Annotated in this window: 13 protein-coding genes and 3 pseudogenes; 12 read left to right on the plus strand and 4 right to left on the minus strand. The window is 42.2% G+C overall.

The genetic code is table 11. The features are described 5' to 3' along the window. Positions 1 to 686: 686 nt before the first annotated feature. Entirely contained in the window at positions 687 to 965 is a 279-nt protein-coding gene (locus ACFSN5_RS01570; protein WP_165329309.1) for a hypothetical protein, read from the plus strand. 511 nt (positions 966 to 1476) lie between these two features. Here ACFSN5_RS01570 and ACFSN5_RS01575 read toward each other — a convergent pair. Continuing rightward, positions 1477 to 1754, minus strand: a pseudogene (locus tag ACFSN5_RS01575) (helix-turn-helix domain-containing protein). Continuing rightward, on the minus strand, positions 1735 to 2115 hold the full coding sequence (locus ACFSN5_RS01580) for a type II toxin-antitoxin system RelE/ParE family toxin (protein WP_165329310.1): 381 nt from the start codon (positions 2113 to 2115) through the stop codon (positions 1735 to 1737). Before ACFSN5_RS01580 ends, ACFSN5_RS01575 begins: the two are co-directional and overlap by 20 nt. Positions 2116 to 2346: 231 nt before the next feature. Here ACFSN5_RS01580 and tkt point away from each other — a divergent pair, with 231 nt between their 5' ends. The 11 genes and pseudogenes from tkt to tnpA all read left to right on the plus strand — a co-directional run. After that, a complete protein-coding gene (tkt, locus tag ACFSN5_RS01585; protein WP_165329311.1) occupies positions 2347 to 4332 on the plus strand; it encodes a transketolase in 1986 nt (661 codons plus the stop codon). 392 nt (positions 4333 to 4724) lie between these two features. Then, entirely contained in the window at positions 4725 to 5489 is a 765-nt protein-coding gene (locus ACFSN5_RS01590) for an ABC transporter ATP-binding protein (RefSeq protein ID WP_165329312.1), read from the plus strand. Next, positions 5486 to 7084, plus strand: a complete 1599-nt coding sequence (locus ACFSN5_RS01595) for a hypothetical protein (RefSeq protein ID WP_165329313.1) — start codon at positions 5486 to 5488, stop codon at positions 7082 to 7084. The genes ACFSN5_RS01590 and ACFSN5_RS01595 overlap by 4 nt, the downstream gene beginning before the upstream one ends. A 227-nt stretch (positions 7085 to 7311) precedes the next feature. Beyond that, a complete protein-coding gene (gene proB / locus ACFSN5_RS01600) occupies positions 7312 to 8112 on the plus strand; it encodes a glutamate 5-kinase (protein ID WP_165329314.1) in 801 nt (266 codons plus the stop codon). Between the two features lie 38 nt (positions 8113 to 8150). Continuing rightward, positions 8151 to 9401 (plus strand): glutamate-5-semialdehyde dehydrogenase, encoded by a 1251-nt coding sequence (locus tag ACFSN5_RS01605; RefSeq protein ID WP_165329315.1) that lies wholly within the window; start codon positions 8151 to 8153, stop codon positions 9399 to 9401. Positions 9402 to 10034: 633 nt separating this feature from the next. Next, positions 10035 to 10985 (plus strand): 16S rRNA (cytosine(1402)-N(4))-methyltransferase RsmH, encoded by a 951-nt coding sequence (gene rsmH, locus ACFSN5_RS01610; RefSeq protein ID WP_165212101.1) that lies wholly within the window; start codon positions 10035 to 10037, stop codon positions 10983 to 10985. A gap of 10 nt (positions 10986 to 10995) precedes the next feature. Continuing rightward, complete coding sequence (ftsL, locus tag ACFSN5_RS01615) at positions 10996 to 11331, plus strand: cell division protein FtsL (RefSeq protein WP_165212103.1); 336 nt, start codon at positions 10996 to 10998, stop codon at positions 11329 to 11331. 3 nt (positions 11332 to 11334) lie between these two features. Next, on the plus strand, positions 11335 to 13587 hold the full coding sequence (gene pbp2X / locus ACFSN5_RS01620) for a penicillin-binding protein PBP2X (RefSeq protein ID WP_165329316.1): 2253 nt from the start codon (positions 11335 to 11337) through the stop codon (positions 13585 to 13587). Between the two features lies 1 nt (position 13588). Continuing rightward, positions 13589 to 14602, plus strand: coding sequence for a phospho-N-acetylmuramoyl-pentapeptide-transferase (gene mraY / locus ACFSN5_RS01625; protein WP_165329317.1), 1014 nt, complete (start codon positions 13589 to 13591; stop codon positions 14600 to 14602). 298 nt (positions 14603 to 14900) lie between these two features. Continuing rightward, on the plus strand, positions 14901 to 17642 hold the full coding sequence (locus tag ACFSN5_RS01630) for a GBS Bsp-like repeat-containing protein (protein ID WP_165329318.1): 2742 nt from the start codon (positions 14901 to 14903) through the stop codon (positions 17640 to 17642). Between the two features lie 136 nt (positions 17643 to 17778). Then, positions 17779 to 18012 (plus strand): annotated as a pseudogene (gene tnpA, locus ACFSN5_RS01635) (IS200/IS605-like element ISSsu4 family transposase); the annotation flags it as partial. Between the two features lie 158 nt (positions 18013 to 18170). Here the strand turns inward: tnpA and ACFSN5_RS01640 are convergent. Further along, a complete protein-coding gene (locus tag ACFSN5_RS01640; protein ID WP_346773314.1) occupies positions 18171 to 19019 on the minus strand; it encodes a lytic exoenzyme target recognition domain-containing protein in 849 nt (282 codons plus the stop codon). Positions 19020 to 19409: 390 nt separating this feature from the next. Next, a pseudogene (locus ACFSN5_RS01645) lies at positions 19410 to 19517 on the minus strand (YSIRK-type signal peptide-containing protein); the annotation flags it as partial. Positions 19518 to 19644: the final 127 nt, after the last annotated feature.

Raw genomic sequence — 19644 nt, forward strand, 5'->3', positions numbered from 1 at the left:
CTGATTTTAGGTTAGCCAATCAATGTTATTAAGTTTGGTAAGTCCTGGATTTTATGAACCATTTGAGTGTGGGAGATTTCATCGTCTCAGTACTCAGATGTTTTTTTATAAGCACGACACAACAATATTCGCTTGAGAAATTTTAGTGATAAGGGCTCGAGAAAGCTCATAAAAGTCTCAGACTTGCATGCTATCTTTGGAAAAAGGCTGTAATAGAGACCCGACAGGATTTGACTGAGAAGTTTCTTAGGTAAGGGGCTTCTACTCATGCTAAGGAAGGTGGAACTTATGAACGGTATCTTAAAAATTGGGCGGAAAGTCTAATACTTGAGGTATTTTTGGGGTATTTATTAAACTACTGAGGATTTTCACTAGAAATACTTTATAAGTTAACAGTGATTTTAAGGGGCATTGCAAACTATTTTTAAGCACGTGAGAGCTTCAGCTGATGTTCCGTCTAGTTTCTATGAGATCGGTTGACAAGGGTATCAGGATAGGTGAGAAAGTAACTTTTGTTATCTGGAATAAATGAAAATGAAAAAAAAAAGAATTTTTTTAAGTTTGTAATGGTTAGTTTGAAATTTCATTAAATCAAACTCAACTGTATTTTCATCTGAAACTAATTATGTTAAGCTAAGTTCCGTTAAGTAAAAGTGCTTAACGAAAAAAGAAAAGGAGAATTTCTTATGAACACACTTGTGTTTAATGATTTTGAAACAGTAGGAATGGTTGACTTAGCTGCCGTAGAAGGTGGTGGTTTTTGGGATTTTCTTGATGCAACCGTTGTAGGGGCTGATGTTGGTGGTGCATCAGGATTAGTTAGCGGAGCTATTAATGGTGCTCTCGCAGGAAGTGCTGCTGGACCGGCAGGAACTCTTGCAGGGGCTGCTGGAGGAGCTTTTGTTGCTGGCGCAGCAGGATTGGCTGGTGGAGCTGTTGGTGGTGGCTTAAATTATTTACTTTAATTAAAATCAGATATGAAAAGCACTTCTGTTAATCTCCTAGATACAGGGGTGTTTTTTCATGCTTGAAAAGTCTGTTCATTGACGCTAGTTAGTCTTGAGGTGGAGGAGCGAGCATTGCAGATGCTTGGGGTGTTGATAAGCGTATTGGAACAATTGCTGGTGTATTATAGGGGCAGAGGCAGGAAGTGCTGTAGGTGCTCTCGGTGGATTAGCGGTTCCTGAGCCTTAGCTTTAATCATTAAAAAGTTCGATTTAAAATTTGAGCCAACCCTCTATGCTAGTGAGGGTTGGCTTTTTAATTGCATGGACTTTCAGTCTTTGCGATATTTTCAGAGCGATTTGGTTTAAATAAAATAAAAATAGGACAAGACGAGAAATCGTAGACAGTACTGAAGTACGGCAAGGTGAAGTCAGCGATGATTTATTTTGATTTTTAAAGAGTATTAGTCTAGGGCTTTTCTCTTCCCTATGCGTGACAGACAAAAAAAGACCGTCATGGTCTTTTTTGTTTCTATGAGTAATTGATAGTTAATTCCTTTCCTAATGCTAATGCAATTTTTGATAATGTATCAATGCTGGTGTTTGCTCCGCGTTCTATCCGTGCTATTGTTGATTGTGGCACATGGGCCAGTTCTGCCAGTTCTCGCTGGCTATATCCTTGTGCTTCCCTTGCAAGCATAAGAGCTACGGCGTTATCCATCCTCTTTTTTTCTTGTAAATATTTTTTTTTTGGAACTTTTCGTCTTTGAGTTGTTCTGCTAAAAAATCATCAAATTTCACGGTTGTCATTTTTCTTTTTCTCCCTTTCTTCAAATTCTATTTTGAGTTGCTTAGCATGTTGGATCTCACTTTTTGGAGTCTTTTGAGTTTTCTTAGTGAAACCATGTGTAATTATATAACGATTGTCTACGACGTGAAAGTATAAGGCACGTTGAATATTACTAGAAACTTTTGAGCGTATTTCAAAAATTTCATTATCTAATCGTTTGACCCACTCCATTTTTTGAGAGATAAGTAAACCATAAGATTGAATTTGATCAATAATCGTTAGTAACTTATTCTTATCTTTTTGCGGCAATCCTTCTAAAAAATCTAGAAATTCGTTTTTTCCATTAGGTCTAACGTACAACTCGAACTTGAGGTTTTTCATGCACTAATATATCATATATGCGTTCAAAACAACAATAAAAGCATTCAAAAAAGATTGAATCACTTCCACTTATAAGAATAATCCTTAAATCTAGGGTGAAATGAGAAGCTCATATAACCTTACTGTCTTTTACAACTTTTTATAACCGTTTTCAGAATATCTGATTTATTTATGATACAATAGCAAATGTAGGTTCTTATTTACTTTTTATATAGAAAGGTCGTTCCAGTCATGTCGTTTGATAATATTGATCAATTGGCGGTCAATACCGTCCGTTCACTGTCGATTGAAGCTATCCAAGCTGCTAATTCGGGTCATCCTGGTCTGCCAATGGGTGCTGCACCAATGGCTTATGTTCTTTGGAATCATGTGATGAATGTTAATCCAAAGACCAGCCGTTCATGGAGCAATCGCGACCGTTTTGTTCTATCAGCTGGTCATGGTAGTGCCCTACTCTACAGTCTCTTGCACTTATCTGGTTATGCTGTCAGCATGGATGATCTGAAAAATTTCCGACAATGGGGTTCCAAGACGCCAGGCCATCCAGAAGTGGGACATACCGATGGTGTTGAAGCAACAACTGGTCCTCTGGGGCAAGGGATTGCCAATGCTGTTGGTATGGCTATGGCAGAAGCCCATCTAGCTGCTAAATTTAATAAGCCTGATTTTGATATTGTTGATCATTACACCTATGCCCTGAGTGGTGATGGCTGTCTGATGGAAGGGGTTAGCCAAGAAGCAGCAAGTTTGGCTGGTCACCTCAAATTAGGCAAGCTGATCTTGCTCTATGATTCCAATGATATTTCCTTGGATGGCCCAACTTCAATGGCCTTTACCGAAGACATTAAGGGCAAATTTGAAGCTTACGGCTGGCAGCATATTTTAGTTAAAGATGGCAATGATTTGGAAGCTATTGAGGCAGCCCTCGAGGCGGCTAAGGCTGAAAAAGATAAACCATCGATTATTGAAGTTAAGACTGTCATCGGTTTCGGGGCGGAAAAGCAAGGAACGTCTGCTGTCCATGGTGCTCCGCTGGGGCAAGAAGGCGTTGACTATGCCAAGAAGGCTTGGGGATATGATTATCCAGCCTTTACAGTACCGGACGAAGTTAAACGGCGTTTTGAAGTTGGAATCCAATTCCGCGGTGAAGCGGCTGAAAATGCTTGGGCTACCAAGTTCAGTGAATATGAAAAAGCTTACCCTGAACTGGCAGCTGAGTATAAGGCAGCTTTTGCCGGTCAGCCAGAGTCCGTTGAGCTGGAAGCTCATGAGCTTGGTACAGCAGTGGCTAGCCGGGTTTCTAGTCAGTCTGCAATTCAGCAAATCTCAGCGCAGCTTCCTAATTTCTGGGGTGGTTCGGCTGATTTATCGGCTTCTAACAATACCATGGTTAAGGCTGAAACTGATTTTCAGGCAGATAACTATGCCGGCCGCAATATCTGGTTTGGTGTACGGGAATTTGCCATGGCGGCAGCTATGAATGGAATTGCTCTGCATGGCGGTACGCGTGTCTACGGTGGTACCTTCTTCGTTTTCTCAAATTACCTCCTACCAGCTGTTCGGATGGCTGCTTTGCAAAACTTGCCAGCAATTTATGTGATGACGCATGATTCAGTTGCTGTTGGAGAAGATGGTCCTACTCACGAGCCTGTTGAACAATTGGCTAGTGTTCGTTCTATGCCTAATCTCAATGTTATTCGTCCAGCTGATGGTAATGAAACCAATGCAGCTTGGCAGAGGGCTTTGGCTGAAACTGACCGCCCAACCATGTTAGTTCTAACCCGTCAAGGCTTGCCTGTTTTAGAAGGTACCAAAGAAAAGGCGGCAGATGGTGTCAACAAGGGAGCCTATGTTCTTTCAGAAGCCAAGGGTGATTTGGATGGTATCATTATTGCGACCGGTTCTGAAGTGAAGTTGGCTTTGGATACACAGGCTGCTCTGGAAGCTCAAGGTACTTATGTTCGGGTTGTTTCTATGCCAGCTCAAAATATTTTTGACGAGCAAGACGCTACTTACAAGGAAAGTGTTCTGCCTGCGGCTGTAACCAAGCGTTTGGCGATTGAAGCTGGTTCTAGCTTCGGATGGGGCAAATATGTCGGTCTAGCAGGTAAGACCTTGACCATTGATACTTGGGGAGCTTCGGCACCGGGAGGTAAGATCTTTGAAGAGTATGGCTTCACCGTTGATCATGCGACTGCTCTCTACAACTCTCTTTAATCATTGAGATATTAAGCTCATCTTAGGGTGAGCTTTTTATATTGAGAGGAACGCCTATAAGTTGTGAAGTTGATACTTTTAATAACATGATGGCTCTGTAAGCTTTTGGCTGTTTGGCTCTCTCTTTTGATGAACGAGTTGAAATCAGATCTTTGTCATTTTTGATCTTGTTTCACTCGTATTCGTGCTATTGCACGACTTTTGAAGTTTTCTGCTTTGCTTTCTGGTGAATTAGCATTGACAAGACTTAGTAAATCCCTTACAATGGCTTTGTAATATACTTATAGTACAATATTTGATGTATAAAGGTATTGTTATTCTGATTTTGGAAAAGGCCAGTCCTGCTTGGATTGGCGGAAAGGCGCTCTGCTTTTCCTTGTAGGAGGTAATTTATGATTGAATTTCAGCACGTTTCGAAACTATACGGTGATAAAGAAGCGCTCAGTGATCTCAATTTGACCATCAATAATGGTGAAATTTTTGGTTTGATTGGCCATAATGGGGCTGGGAAAACGACGACGATTTCCATCTTGACGTCGATTATCGAAGCAACTTATGGCGATGTGGTGGTTGATGGTCAGGTCTTGTCCGCTAATCGGGATGCCATTAAAAAGAAAATTGGTTATGTTCCCGATTCTCCTGATATTTTCCTCAATCTATCAGCTAGTGAATATTGGCATTTTCTAGGGAAAATCTATGGTGTGGCAGACAGTCAAGTTGAACAGCGGATCGCGGATTTGACTAAAGTCTTTGACCTGACCCAGCAGCAAGATGATATTATTGACAGCTTTTCCCACGGGATGCGACAAAAGGTTATCGTTATAGGAGCCTTGGTGGTCAATCCAGATATTTGGATTTTGGATGAACCCTTGACCGGACTTGATCCTCAAGCCTCTTATGACCTCAAGGAAATGATGAAACAGCACGCTCAGGCAGGCAATACAGTTCTTTTTTCCACCCATGTCTTGCAAGTGGCAGAGCAGCTCTGTAACCGCATTGGTATTCTCAAACAAGGGAAACTGATTTTTGTTGGTACACTTGAAGAACTCAAGGCCAATCATCCTGAAAAAGATTTGGAAACTATCTATCTGGAGATGGCCGGTCGGAATGCTGAAGAAGCAGATTCTTCTCTTGATAATGAGGAGGCAAGTCTATGAGTTGGTCTAATATTTGGGAACTGATAAAGATCAATATTCTTTATTCCAATCCGCAAAATTTGTCTCAGATAAAGAAAAAGCGCGAGAAGAATCCTGGTAAAAATATCACAGCTTATAAGAGTGTCATTAGACAGCAAGTGATTTTAATGGCAATGATGACAGTTCTTTTTGCCTTTACTTTCGCTTTTTATGATTTTAAGACTTATCCTGGTCTATTCTCTCAGTATTTTGCAGCTTTCTTCTGTATGTCAGTCATGAATGGTTTGGGAGCTATGTTCTCTATTTTTTACAGAAGTAATGATTTGAAACTTTATGCTCATCTACCATTAAGCCCTAAAGATATTTATCTGGCTAAGATTTTTTCTACTCTGGGTCTGGTTGGGACTTTTCTTTTACCAATTCTGCCTTTATTAATTTGTCTTACTTGGCAACTTTATGGGCCTGTAGGGCTTATTCCAGCCATAATTCTCTTTATTCTAGCAAGTATCTCAAGTCTTACTCTTGGTCTAGTTCTCAACCATTTGATTGGTCGTGTAGCTATTAAGAGTTCTCATGGTAAGCTTTTTTCAACTATTCTTTTGACCATAACCTCAATTAGTGCAGTAGCTATTTGGTTTTGGGCAAATAGTCAATCAACGGCTTTACGGGAAGGAAAAAAGGTAGTTGTTTCTATCCCACAAATACCTGTGTTTAGAGGCTATAATGACATTTTAACCCATCCTCTTAGTTTGCCTACTGTCCTTAATTTTGTCCTCCCTTTAGTCTTTGTTCTTATCTGTTTGGTTTGGTTGATAAAGAAAATGTATCCTCGTTACTACCAAGAAACTCTTTTTGCTAATCCAAATCAGGGGCGTACTAAGCGACGTGATAGCGGTCAGTCAAGAAGTCTAAATCAATTCTGGTTTCGCCACCATCTTTCTACACTACAAGATGGTACTCTGATTTCTCAGGCTTTCCTTATGCCTCTGATTTTCCCTTTTGCCTTTGGGGCTAGTGCTTTGTCAAACGTTTCTGTTTTATCAAATGTTTCTGGCGTTTATTTTGGAGTTCCTTGGGTGATTGGTTTAGCTTTGGGCGCTTTAATTTCAATGCCCTCAACATTTCTGGCTGTCGGGATATCTTTGGAAAAGACAAACTATTTCATCATAAAGAGTTTACCTGTTAATTTTAAGGGTTTCTTGAAGCAAAAGTTTGCTATCTTAGCGATTGCTCAGTTAGCTCCTCTTTTATTGGTTTACTTAGTGATAGGTCTGCTAGTTCATATTAATTTAGTCAATCTCTTAGCTCTTTTATTCGGGTTTACTTTATCATCTTTGGTCTTTGGGCAGTATATGTATCGCAGAGATTATCACAATCTTGTTCTTAATTGGCAGGATCTCACCCAATTGATTAATCGGGGCGGTGGTCAATGGTTTATTTTTGGAATAATGCTAGCTAGTTTGCTAGTTGGGGGAGTCGCTACTGTTATTACAATTATTTTAATTTACTTCTTAGGTGGACTAACTGCTGGTTTAGTCGTCGTTGGATTCAGCCTCCTCATCTTTGCTTTTCTTCAATACCGAATCAACCGCACTTTCTGGAAACAGTTGGATTAAAGTGTATTTTTTCAAGCCGTACTATTGCATGTCGATAAAACGGGAATTATTGATTCACTTTGCTAGGTATGTGATGGGTCAAAATAATCTTTTGTCTGTTTAACAAAAGAGTGAAAGGGCTCATTGGACTATTTCAGCCTGTTATCTTGAAATTTGGGAGTGAGGGAAGTCTAATTCTTTGAATTTATGACTTCTTTCCCACTCCCTTTTAGTGTATAATTAATGGTATGAAACGTAATTTTACAGGCGTAAAGCGACTGGTTATCAAGGTAGGAACCAGCTCGCTTGTTTTGCCTAATGGAAAAATTAATCTCAATAAAATTGACCAGTTGGCTTTTGTCATTTCTGACTTGATGAATCAAGGCAAGGAAGTTATTCTAGTGTCTTCGGGAGCGATGGGATTTGGCCTTAATGTTTTGGGCAAGGATAAAAGACCAGCGGAAATCGCTCAGCAACAGGCAGTTTCAAGTATCGGTCAGGTGGCCATGATGAGTCTTTATTCTCAAATTTTTTCTCACTACCAAACCACGGTTAGTCAGCTCTTGATAACGCGGGATGTGATAGTCTATCCGGAGAGTCTGGAAAACTTTACCAATGCTTTTGAGTCCTTAATTAAGATGGGTATTGTCCCAATTGTCAATGAAAATGATGCTGTCAGTATTGAAGAGATGGACCATCAGACCAAGTTTGGTGATAATGACCGCCTCTCTGCTATCGTTACAAACATTACTAATGCCGATTTGTTAGTCATGCTTTCGGATATTGATGGTCTTTTCAACAAGAATCCTAACATTTATGAAGATGCGGTCTTGCGAGACCGAGTGACGGAAATTACTGATGACATCCTTGCTTCTGCCGGCGGAGCTGGTAGTAAATTTGGTACGGGGGGCATGCTCAGTAAGGTGCAGTCGGCCCAGATAGTTTTTGAAAATAAGGGTCAGATGGTTCTGATGAATGGTGAGAATCCTCGGGATATCTTACGGCTCTTGGCAGGCGAGAGGTTAGGTACTTGGTTTAAGCAAGAATAATAGCTATTGGCCTAAGGAATTTTTGAAGGGAGCAGTCTATGACAGTCATTGAAGATTTAGGAAAGAGAGCTAGGCAGGCCAGTCGGGACTTGCTGTCCTTGAGTACTGCTGAAAAAAATCAAGTCCTTGGGGCCTCAGCTCAAGCCTTGCTGCAAGCCGAAGAAACTATTTTAACTGAAAATGCTAAAGATTTAGCTTTAGCCAAGGAACATGGTATCAGTGCGGTTATGGAGGATCGCCTGCGCTTAACGGCTGACCGTATTGAAGCGATGGCAGAAGGGCTGCGCCAAGTAGCTGATTTGCAGGATCCTATCGGTCAGGTTGTTCAAGGTTTTACCAATAGGGATGGTTTAAAAATTGTTCAGAAGCGGGTGCCTATGGGTGTGATTGGGATGATTTTTGAAAGTCGTCCTAATGTCTCTGTCGATGCGTTTAGTCTAGCTTTTAAAACAAATAATGCCATTATCTTGCGAGGCGGCCGCGATGCTATTCATTCTAATAAAGTTTTGGTTGATGTGCTTCGCCAGACCTTGAGAGAAGCGGGGCTAAACCCTGATATCGTTCAACTCATTGAAGATACCAGCCATGCTGTAGCTGAGGAACTGATGCAGGCAACTGAATATTTGGACTTGCTGATTCCTCGTGGTGGTGCTCGTTTGATTCAGACAGTTAAAGATAAGGCCAAGGTGCCTGTGATTGAAACTGGCGTCGGTAATGTTCATATCTATGTCGATCAGACAGCTGACCTGGATATGGCGACTAAGATTGTTATCAATGCTAAGACTCAGCGTCCTAGTGTCTGTAATGCTGCAGAAAGTCTGGTCGTTCACCAAGCTGTAGCAAATGAATTTCTTCCTAAGTTAGCCTTAGCCATTAAGGAAGTTCATCCTGTCGAATTTCGGGCAGATGACAGAGCTCTTGCTCTGCTGCCGGAGGCAGTTCCTGCTCAACCTGAAGATTTTGCGACGGAATTTTTGGACTATATTCTATCGGTTAAGATTGTCGATAGCTTAGAGGAAGCTATCGATTGGGTCAATACCTACACTACCCATCACTCAGAAAGTATTATTACTCAGGACATCGCAGCTGCTGACGCTTTTCAGGAACAGGTTGATGCTGCAGCGGTCTATGTCAATGCCTCAACCCGCTTCACCGATGGTTTTGTCTTTGGGCTGGGAGCTGAGATTGGTATTTCTACCCAGAAGATGCATGCGCGTGGTCCTATGGGGCTTGAAGCTTTGACCTCAACTAAGTTCTATATCAACGGTCAAGGCCAAATCAGGGAATAAGCTAGTTTATTAGAGAGTGGGACTCAATCAGTAAATCGTAATAAAATCACGATTTTGATTTTCTGCGTTTTCTTGTTTTAAGGCTCAGAGTTCGGTCACCCTCCTGTTTTTAGGTAACAGGCTTTGGCAATTATCCCCAGACTGTCAAAGTCCACTGGAGCCATCTCCTCACAGCTCAGAAGGTCTGGGAGACCTTTTGAGCTTGGAAATAAGATGAACAAAGTTCATCACATTAGATAACCTCCAATAGTTCCCCAGACTGTTAGAGGAGGTCCGAAAATGTGACTGTGCCCCAAGATAAGGGCCACCAATCAGCAGTGGTTCATTGGTGCTAAAGCACCTCATGAACTGTGCAGGGTCATAGTTAACAAGTCTTATTCCCAACCACTGCGTCAATCTAGCACAATGCTAACGAGTCTGGACTTTTGTCCCAGGCTTTTTTTGGTGAGATCATATAGAAGTCATTGATCTTGAATTTTTTCATCAAAGTCGCCTAGACCCTTTTAGAAAAAGTTTCTTTTGAAGTCTAATGTTTTAACATCGGCTTTCTTATTTTCCTTGAGAATGTTTAAAGGCATGGTATCTTGTTAAATACTTGGGCATATCTGTTATATTTATGGTAAAATAAAAGTTATGACAAATGACTTTCACCATGTGACCGTGCTCTTACATGAGACGGTGGATATGCTGGACCTAAAGCCCGATGGAATCTATGTTGATGCCACACTTGGCGGGGCTGGGCACAGTTCTTATTTACTGTCAAAGTTGAGCTCAGAAGGCCATCTTTACTGTTTTGATCAGGATCAGACTGCTATTGATAATGCCCAGACCAAGCTCAAAGATTATGTCGATCAGAGAATGGTGACCTTCATTAATGATAATTTTCGCAACCTCAAGGAGCGTCTTGCTGAGTATGGTGTGACTGAAATTGATGGTATCCTTTACGATCTGGGGGTTTCCAGTCCCCAGCTGGATCAGCGAGAGCGGGGCTTTTCCTATAAGCAGGATGCCCCTCTTGATATGCGAATGAATCAGGATGCTGATCTGTCGGCTTATGATGTTGTCAATACCTACAGCTATCAGGATTTGGTAAGAATCTTCTTTAAATATGGAGAAGATAAGTTTTCCAAACAGATTGCTAGAAAAATCGAGCAGGTTAGGAAAGTCAAACCGATTGAAACAACGACTCAGCTGGCTGATATTATCAAGTCGGCCAAGCCAGCCAAGGAATTGAAAAAGAAGGGACATCCGGCTAAGCAGATTTTTCAAGCTATTCGGATTGAGGTCAATGATGAATTAGGGGCGGCAGATGAATCCATCCAGCAGGCTCTGGAGCTCTTGGCTTTGGATGGTCGAATCTCGGTCATTACTTTTCATTCCTTAGAAGACCGCTTGACCAAGCAGCTTTTTAAAGAAGCTTCGACGGTAGAAGTGCCTAAGGGACTCCCTTTTATTCCAGAGGAGATGCAGCCTAAGATCGCTCTGGTCAATCGTAAACCTATTTTACCCTCTTCAGAGGAGCTGGCAGCCAATAACCGGGCTCACTCGGCCAGACTGAGGGTTGCTAAAAAAATTCGAAAGTAGAGAATAATTTATGGCTCATAATAAACAGGAAGAAAGAGCGGTTCGAGAAGCTTTTCAAAAACGATTCCGAAAGTTTTCTAGGCTTGAGCTGGCTTTTTACGGTTCTATTATTATTACTGCTGTTTTAATGGCTGTGGGAATTATCTATTTGCAGAGTCGAAACTTACAAGTCAAGCAGGATATCACAGAGATTAACAGTCAGATTTCTGATGCCGAAACGGATCTGAATAATGCTAAGCAAGAGGTCAATGAGCTGACCCGCTCTGATCGCATTGCTGACATCGCTAAAAAAGCTGGGCTTAACATTGATAACTCTAATCTTGGAAATGTTGGGAGTAACAAGTAAGGCATGAAAAAATTGATCAATCGCTTTTTGTCTTATGTGACAAAAGACCGACGAGGACCGCGGGCTAACCGAGAACGGGTTGGCCAGAATTTGATGATTACTACGGTTGTCATCTTTTTTATCTTTATCATTAATTTTGCGGTTATTATCGGCACGGATTCTAAGTTTGGTGTTAAACTGTCTCCCAAGGCGAGAAATGTCTACCAGACAACAGTGACCAAGGCTGCCAAGCGGGGAACCATTTATGACCGTAATGGTAATGTGATTGCTGAAAACTCGACCACTTATACCGTTTATGCCATTATTGATAAAAAGTATGTCTCAGCTAAAGGTGAAAAACTTTATGTCCAAAATAAAGACTTTGATAAGTTGACCGATATTCTCAATCAACAGCTTGGCATGGAAAAAGATTATATTAGAAAGCAGTTGAATCAGCCAAAGCTGACTCAGGTCTATTTTGGATCTAAGGGAACTAATTTGTCTTATTCGACCATGCAGGCTATCGCTGATGCGGCCAAGGATGCCGGTATTAAAGGGGTTGACTTTGATTCCAGTGCCAGTCGGCTCTATCCTAACGGAACGTTTGCCTCGGAATTCATTGGTATTGCCCAAAGTAAAAATGGCAAGAAGGGGGATTCTACTCTAGTCGGAGCGACTGGTTTGGAGGCTTCCATGAACGGCATTCTATCGGGAACAGATGGTAAAGTCACCTATGAAAAGGACCAAAATGGCAATATTCAATTTGGGACAGGAAAAAATGTCAAGAAAACCATAGATGGCCGGGATGTTTACACGACTTTGGATGCTACTCTGCAGACCTATCTGGAAACTCAGATGGATACCTTTATGGGAAAGGTCGGTAATGCCACAGATGCCAGTGCTACCTTGGTCAATGCCCAGACAGGTGAAATTCTGGCAACGACCCAACGGCCAACTTATAATGCTGATACCTTACAGGGGATGAGCAAGGATGAAGGCTATAACTGGCTCAATATGCTCTATGGTAGTAATTATGAACCCGGCTCAACCATGAAGGTTATGCTGCTGGCGTCGGCTCTGAATGAGGGAGCCTTCAATGCCAACCAGACCTACTACAATGGTGATGGGATCAAGATTGCAGATACGACGATCAATGACTGGGCAGTCAATCAGGGAACATCATCTGGTCAGACCATGACTTTGGCGCAAGGCTTTGCTTATTCGTCCAATGTGGGAATGACTATTTTGGAGCAACAAATGGGGGATTCTACTTGGGGAAGCTACCTTTCAAAATTCCGCTTTGGCCTACCAACCCGCTTTGGAATGGATGATGAGGCTTCCGGCTCAGTTTCCTTGGACAATAAGGTTACTGCGGCTATGTCTGCCTTCGGGCAAGGGGTGTCTGTCACAGAAACGCAAATGCTGCGTGCCTTTAGTGCTATTGCTAATAATGGTATCATGCTGGAGCCTCGATTTATCAGTCAGATCTATGATTCGGATGATAATACCAGCCGAGTTGGTTCGACTGAAGTCGTTGGTAATCCTGTGTCGGCAGATGCTGCCAGTCAGACTCGCGACTACATGGTTAATGTCGGAACGGATCCTACATACGGAACGCTTTATTCTGCTTCAACTGGTGCTCCAATTATTCAAGTTGGCAACTATCCTGTAGCCGTAAAATCTGGGACAGCTCAGTATGCCTCTGATGACGGAGGTTACGAGCAGGGTGAGCACAGTTATATCTACTCTGTTGTCGCCATGGTTCCTTCCGATGATCCTAAATTTATCATGTATGTAACCCTGAAAAAACCTGAAAACTTTAGCGGAACATTTTGGGCTGATGTTGTCAATCCAGTACTGGAACAGGCTATGCTGATGCAGGATGAATTGTCATCAACCTCAGTCAGCTCGCAGGCTTCTTCAGAAACCAGTTATAAGATGCCGAATTTTAATGGAGAGAGTGCAGGCGATGCAGCTGTTACCCTGCGGCAAAATCTAGTCCATGTGGTATCTTTGGGAAATGGCAGTAAGGTCAAAAAGACTTCAGTCAAAGCCGGCAGTGATGTGAAATCGGGCAGTCAAGTCTTGATTCTGACGGACAAGCTCCAAGAACTGCCTGATATGTACGGTTGGACCAAGGCTAATGTCAAAACCTTTGCTGACTGGATGGGAATCAAGGTAACATTTAAAGGTTCAGGAACCGTTACCAAGCAGAATATTGACTCAGGTTCAAAGCTGAAAAATGTTAAAAAATTAACAATTACACTAGGAGACTAAGATGTTTACCATATTATTAGCAGGTCTGATTGCCTTCATCTTGACGGTAGTCGGTATGCCCTTCTTTATTAAGTTTTATCAGGCTAAGAAAATTGCGGGACAGCAGACACATGAGGATGTTAAACAGCATTTGGCCAAGGCTGGGACTCCCACCATGGGGGGAACAGTTTTCATCATCGTAGCAACCGTGGTGACTCTGGCCTTTTCTACCCTAAGTCTTTTTCGTGGGGCTGCCTTTGGGGCAACAGCTGGCATCCTTTCGGTCGTGGTTATCTATGGCATCATCGGTTTTCTGGATGACTTTTTAAAGATTTTCAAGAAAATTAACGAAGGTTTAACACCCTGGCAGAAGATGCTCTTGCAAATTCTGGCTGGTCTGATTTTCTATTTTACCCATGTGCGTCCCAGCGGAACAGACGCTATCAATATTTTTGGCTTCCAACTTCACATTGGTGTCTTCTACCTAGCTTTTGTCCTTTTCTGGGTTGTTGGTTTTTCCAATGCGGTCAATTTGACCGATGGAATTGATGGCTTGGCTTCAATTTCGGTGGTGATCTCTTTGCTAGCCTATGGTGTCATGGCTTATGTGCAAAAGCAAGCGGATATTCTCTTGATTATTATTATCATGATTGGTGCGCTTTTAGGCTTTTTCGTCTTCAATCACAAGCCTGCCAAGGTTTTTATGGGGGATGTCGGCAGTCTGGCTCTAGGAGCTATGCTGGCTTCGATTTCCATTGCTCTGCGGCAAGAATGGACCTTGCTTATCATTGGTCTGGTTTATGTTTTTGAAACAGCCTCTGTTATGTTACAGGTGGCGTATTTCAAAGCTACTAAGAAAAAATATGGTGAAGGTCGCCGGATTTTTCGGATGACTCCATTCCACCATCATTTGGAGCTGGGCGGCCTGTCTGGTCAAGGAAAAGAATGGAGCGAATGGAAGGTAGATGCCTTTCTCTGGACTGTTGGTGCCTGCTCTAGTCTGGTAGCCCTTTTCATCTGGCTGGTGATTAAATGACAGCAGAAATTTGTTACCATAGTCGCAGTTTATTACTAGAGTGAGTTGCTGAGTTACAATCAAATTTTTATTTTAATAGTGTGAATAGTATGAAATCTTTGCTGGTAAGTGTTGATTTTATGCTATTTTTATTGTTCTGGGCTTTATCCTTAGCATGGGGGATAAACGTAATGTTACAAAGATATAACAAAAATTACAGTTATATATTGAAATCGTTTTCCTTTTTTGTTATAATAATCCTAGATATTGATCTACAATGTTAATGAAGAGATATCTTAGTAAGAAAGGAGATTAATCCATGAAAAGAGCTTCCATTTTGAATGAAAGGCAACGTTTTTCTATCCGTAAATATTCCTTTGGTGCAGCCTCGGTCTTAATCGGTGCCAGCTTATTCTTCGGCGGTCAAGCACTGGCTGATGAACAAGCAGTGCCAGCGGGTCAGCCTCAAGACCAAACGGTTCAAACCACCGTTGCTGACCAGCCCGTTCAAGATGGCAATAGTGCCGTCTCTCCAGCAGACGTTGGTGACCCCGCAGGTCCTTCAGACAAGCTGCCTTTGCCTCAAGACGGTCAGGCTTCGGTTCAGACTGTGTCAGAAACGTCTGATGTGGTTCCTACAGATGCTGTGACAGCTACTGCAGCGCCAGCTAGGGTGGACACTGCCACCCAGACCGATGCTATGCTCGCTCAGCCTGCAGTACAATCAACGGTTCGTGTTACGGCTCAGCAGAGTGAGAGTTCAGCACCGGCTCAAGCAAGCCCAGCTGTGACGAGGGCATCTGTGGCGACAACAGTTCAAGCGGTTGGTAAAGATATCCCAAACTCAGGCTATTATACCTATCCAGAGCGTACAGAGGTTAAGAATAGCCCCTCTGCCAGCGCTCCTCTGGCCTTTTATGCTAACGCCGGTGACCGTGTTTACTACGATCAAGTGCTCACCCAAGATGGCTATCAATGGCTGAGTTATAAGTCTTACAGTGGTATTCGCCGTTATGCCAATATTGCTAAGCTGGAGGTTAAAGAAGTTCCAGCGCCTAAGACAGACGGTCAGTCAGCAGGAGACAGCGAAACTACTTTTCCAACCCTGCAGCGCTACACTTTCGATCGGGAAGTCTCGGTTAAAAATGAGGCCAGAGCAGCCGCTAAGACAGAGTTCACCTTTACCAAAGGAGAAGGGGTTAACTATGATAAGGAACTCAAGGCCGATGGCTACAAGTGGATCTCTTATGTCTCTTACAGCGGTATCCGCCGCTATGTCATGCTGGATAAGCTGCCCAATTCTCAACCATCAGAATCCAAACGGACCGGACAGATCAGTGTTGAAAACCAAACCAGCCAAGGCTTTGATGTCAGGATTTCCAATGTTTCAGACAGTAAGGGAATCCTAGCCGTCAAGGTTCCTATCTGGACAGATAGGAACGACCAAGATGATATCATCTGGTATGATGGCGTTAAACAGGGAGATGGTACTTATAAGGTAGCCGTTAAGTTGTCTGACCATAAGAATGAAACCGGTACCTACAATATCCACCTGTATTATGTCGAAACTGATGGAGCTATGAAGGGAGTCGCCGCTCAACAGGTTAAGGTGGCTGAACCTCAAATTACCAGAACCGGAAGCCTCTCCTTTAGTAACAAGGATAACGGGGATTTTGATGTCATCGTTTCGAATGTCACCGACAGCCAAGGACTTAAGGCGGTTAAGGTGCCCGTCTGGACAGATAGGAACGACCAAGATGATATCATCTGGTATGATGGCGTTAAACAAGCTGATGGGACCTACAAGGTAACCGTCAGAGTGTCCGACCATAAGAATGAGACTGGACTCTACAATATTCATCTCTATTACCTAGAGAATGATGGCAAGCTGGTCGGTATAACCGGTCAGCAGCATCGTTCAGAAACTAAGAAGATGGATAAACAGGTGACCGGAACCCTTGCCATTCAAAATCAGACATCCGATGGTTTTGATGTCCTGATCACAAATGTGTCAAACAGTGACGGTATTGTAGCGGTTAAGGTTCCTGTTTGGACCAGCAATCGTGACCAAGATGATATTATCTGGTATGATGCTAGTAAACAGGCCGATAATAGCTATAAAGTGACTGTGAAATTGTCTGAGCATCAGTATGAGACGGGTACCTATATGGTTCATCTATACTATGTTGACAACAATAATCAGTTGGTTGGTGTCACGGGAACAACTTATGAGGTGCCAGCTAATGAGAATAGGGAGCAGGTAACGGTAACCACTACCTATAAGGGAACTGGAAACTACCTGATCACGGCTCATAATGTTCCCAGTAATGGTGATATTCTAGTGGCTGTTTGGTCGGACACTCATGATCAGGATGATATCATTTGGTATGAGATGAACCGTTCCAACCTAGAGGCTTCCCTGCAAGTCAATACTCAAAACCACAATGGTACTGGAACCTATCATGCCCATGTTTATCAACGACTTGGAGATAAGATGACTGCTTTGGCCGGTTATGATTTCCAAGTTAATAAGTCCAACTATGACACACCTTATTACAATCAAAGAGATGGCCGCTGGTCTGGTCTGAAATATGGCCGCGGATATCTTGGCCCAACAGGCTGCGTACCAACTGATTTAGCAATGGTTATCAGCTCACTCAAGGGCCAAGAAGTTACCCCGAACCAAGTGGCCGACTACCTTTACAACAATACTAATGAATTCAACAAGAACTTTGACGGAACCAGTGGTCAAGGGATCCTACAAGCTGCTAGTCATTGGGGTCTGGTTGCGACACCTCTGGGAAGCTTAGGTCAGGTTCAAACAGCCCTATCGCAAGGCTATCATGTTCTGGCCGCTGTGCAGAATAGTGTCTTTGTCAGAAATGGCAGTCATGAATTGGTTCTCAAGGGCTACAACAATGGTAGTACCCATGTATCCGATCCTTATACTTCTGGACTCTCTGGCTGGTATTCAGTGAGTCAGCTTTGGAATGAACAAAGTCATGACCCGATTGATACCAGTGGTATCGGTGCTCCGTTTATCAAGATTACAGATGCCTAGATTGTTAGATTAAACGAGATTCATCAACAGCAAAGGCCCTGCTGCCCTGTGTTTTAGGAGACACTGGGGACAGGGCCTTTTGATAATTGGGATATAAGAAATGCTCGCCTTATGAAAAAGATACGAGCATTTTTATTTCATGGGGTATTTAAAAGGTAAGAGTGCTCTGATGATGTTTGACAAACACGCCAATCTCAAATATAAGTTTGGGAATCGGCATTTTTGGGCGGAAGGTTACTATGTCAGTACAGTTGGACTTAACGAAGCCACAATAAAGAAATATATTCAAGAACAGGAAAAGCATGATATCGCACTTGATAAACTGAGTGTGAAAGAATATGAAGATCCCTTTAGGGATAATGGCAAGTAATACCAATACCTCTTTGAGAGGTTTGTGACGAGTCAAGAGCAGTGAGGCTTGAACAAGGTGAAAGCCAGCGTCTTTAGGCGCTGGCTGGTTATCTGGGCTTATAGCCCTGGTTCAAACCACCCGTTTGACGGGTGGTTTTGATTTATAGATTAAAATTCTTACTTACCATAAAGTAAATTGTCTCGGCTATTAACCCTTAGCCAGACGTAACCACCATGGGCGAATCCAACTTGAGCCCATGCAAGACCGCCGGTTCCTGTTAATGGGTTTCCAACACTTCTAACATTGCTTGGATTAATAACAAAGTAACTGCCCTTTTGAAGAACCTGATCAGAAGTTTTATTTCCATTGCTGTCTACTTCATCTATATCAGCTGCAGCAATGCCGTTATCTGCCCAAGTAAAACCAGTAGGAGCGAGAGCATCACACTTAACTTGCCAGATTCCATTTATAAATTGGATATCATCTACTCTATATACTTTTAAATTATTAGCAGTAGAAGGGGTTGTATCTGTTCCTCCTCCCGAGTAATAAGGAGCATTGATAATATACGGAGTTGGATCAATACGGCCAGAATATCCATTGTTAAAGTTAGGGTTTGCTGGTAGCATTTCAAAATGGAGGTGGGGACCAGTCACATATCCTGTGTGACCAGAGTACCCAATAATTTGTCCTTGCTTGACTTGATTGCCTGCTGAAACTGCTACTGATGAAAGATGGGCATAACCTGTGTACATTCCATCACTATGTTGAATTAAAATACAGTTACCAGCTAACCAAGTCATCCAGCTGTGATTGCTCCCATCTCCAGCGAATTTTACTACACCATCTCTTGCTGCCCTTACAGGGGTTCCATCTGGAACAGCATAATCAATACCACCATGTCCTGGGTAACCATTAAATCCAGCAGAGATGTTCCCATCCACTGGCTTTGTATATGCATATACAGTAGCACCAGCAGAAGCTCGTTTAATTCCTACAGATGTAGATGTTGTTTCAGTTTTAATGTCAGCAGTCTCAACGGTAATATTTTCTTCGCTATCCAATTTTTCTGGATTCACTTCTACGTTTTCCTGTGTGTTATTAGAATTTACTGAATCATTTTCACTGTTAACGTTATTGGCTATTTCTGAATTTTGATTATCCATATTATTCTCATTTCCAGATTGAATATAGCCGTTTTCTATTTCAGGACTTGAGGAGGGGCTGTTTTCAATGTTATTTCCTAGGTCTGAACTTTCTTCGATATTGGGTGCTTTCTCTTCGGAGACTAACACCTGATTATTTTCATTTTCTGATTGTTCAACTTCACTTATAGAAATAGAATCAGGCTCTTTGATTGCTTGTGCAGTTGAAGAAGGTTGTTGAGGAGAGACAGTACCTTGTTCATCTGCAAAAACTGTAGGAGCAGTAAAAAGTGTCAAGCCTATCAGGACTGAGGCTAAGCCAAATGAGTATTTTCTAAGCGAAAATCGTTGTTTTTGGTTTCTGAATAAGTTATTCATAGTAAGTTCCTCCAATTTTATTATTTATTTCTATGATGTTAGTATAGCATTTCAAGAAAGCGTTTACAAGTAAAAATTCAGATTTTTTAAATATATTTCAGAAACACTTCAGAATAGAGACAAAAAC

Source organism: Streptococcus tangpeifui, from assembly GCF_044503215.1.
In the GTDB taxonomy this organism is placed as follows: Bacteria; Bacillota; Bacilli; order Lactobacillales; family Streptococcaceae; genus Streptococcus; species Streptococcus tangpeifui.